Annotated in this window: 3 protein-coding genes; all 3 read left to right on the top strand. The window is 35.5% G+C overall.

Features of this window, described 5'->3' with window-relative positions; genetic code table 11:
- Positions 1-516, top strand: a 516-nt coding sequence (locus A9G10_RS12705) for a DUF6708 domain-containing protein (RefSeq protein WP_179855798.1), incomplete at its 5' end; no start/stop codon positions are given.
- 57 nt (positions 517-573) lie between these two features.
- Positions 574-1,446 (top strand): DUF6708 domain-containing protein, encoded by an 873-nt coding sequence (locus A9G10_RS01885; protein WP_065558002.1) that lies wholly within the window; start codon positions 574-576, stop codon positions 1,444-1,446.
- A gap of 57 nt (positions 1,447-1,503) precedes the next feature.
- On the top strand, positions 1,504-1,748 hold a 245-nt coding region (locus tag A9G10_RS01890; protein WP_143425927.1), incomplete at its 3' end, for a hypothetical protein.

The raw sequence follows: 1,748 nt of genomic DNA on the forward strand, positions 1-1,748 counted from the left end.
AAAACAGGCAAGGTTTATCTTTACGAAGCGGTGGCAATGAAATGGATGTTTAAAGCATGGCCACCGAGAAGAGCCTTTAAAGATTTAAACAAATTTCATATAAAAGTTTATGATTGGGAAAACTTTTATGGCGTATTACAAGGTTCAACAGTGGTCAATGTAAAAGGCGGTAGCTTTGAAGATTATGCTTTAATTGGGGCTGTTTGTGAGCCTAATAGCTATAAATTGATTGAATATATTTATATTCGAAAAACAAATTGTTTTGCGGAGGACTGGGATTGGATCTGTAATTTTATGGGATCGGACATCGATAACTCCATAGACCAAGCAGGTTTAGAATACGTTGATTATAAACCTTGGGATGCCAAAACCTTTATGCAAGTCAAACCGAAGTTAAAAATCACCTCGAAACAAATTGAAGGGTTAGACAAGGCATCGAAAGCGGGCTCAAAAGAAGAGCTTGCTCAAATAGAAGAAGAGTATGAACTAACAAAAACCGTGTATCCGGTCGAATAATCCTCACGTTAGTTTAAAAAACGGAAAGCACAACAATCAGGATAGCAGGAGTAAAAAATGCCATCATGTTACAAACCACAAATTGTTTGTTGGAAAAGTGATTTATCTGACGGGGGCGGACCAGGGAATAAGCGTCGTGCTAATTATGTTGCATGTGCAACGGATAATTACCTTGAAATCTATCGTAAACGAAAAATTATCGGACCCTATTTTGGATTTTTTTTATTTGGTAGTGCAGAAATTTCGTTTATTTGGTTGTTTTTTTATTTCTTAAATGAAAATCGTATTGATTTATTCGTAATTATAATGTCGTTTGTTATATCTATAGTGGGAGGTTTGGTTGTTTATTTTATTCTTTTCAATCTTCTTTTTGGTCACTATGCCCCCGTAAGTAATCCAATTCGTTTTAATCGAAAAACAGGCAAGGTTTATCTTTACGAAGCGGTGGCAATGAAATGGATGTTTAAAGCATGGCCACCGAGAAGAGCCTTTAAAGATTTAAACAAATTTCATATAAAAGTTTATGATTGGGAAAACTTTTATGGCGTATTACAAGGTTCAACAGTGGTCAATGTAAAAGGCGGTAGCTTTGAAGATTATGCTTTAATTGGGGCTGTTTGTGAGCCTAATAGCTATAAATTGATTGAATATATTTATATTCGAAAAACAAATTGTTTTGCGGAGGACTGGGATTGGATCTGTAATTTTATGGGATCGGACATCGATAACTCCATAGACCAAGCAGGTTTAGAATACGTTGATTATAAACCTTGGGATGCCAAAACCTTTATGCAAGTCAAACCGAAGTTAAAAATCACCTCGAAACAAATTGAAGGGTTAGACAAGGCATCGAAAGCGGGCTCAAAAGAAGAGCTTGCTCAAATAGAAGAAGAGTATGAACTAACAAAAACCGTGTATCCGGTCGAATAATCCTCACGTTAGTTTAAAAAACGGAAAGCACAACAATCAGGATAGCAGGAGTAAAAAATGCCATCATGTTACAAACCACAAATTGTTTGTTGGAAAAGTGATTTATCTGACGGGGGCGGACCAGGGAATAAGCGTCGTGCTAATTATGTTGCATGTGCAACGGATAATTACCTTGAAATCTATCGTAAACGAAAAATTATCGGACCCTATTTTGGATTTTTTTTATTTGGTAGTGCAGAAATTTCGTTTATTTGGTTGTTTTTTTATTTCTTAAATGAAAATCGTATTGATTTATTCGTAAT

Source organism: Gilliamella sp. wkB308, from assembly GCF_001690185.1.
Taxonomy (GTDB): Bacteria; Pseudomonadota; Gammaproteobacteria; order Enterobacterales; family Orbaceae; genus Gilliamella; species Gilliamella apicola_I.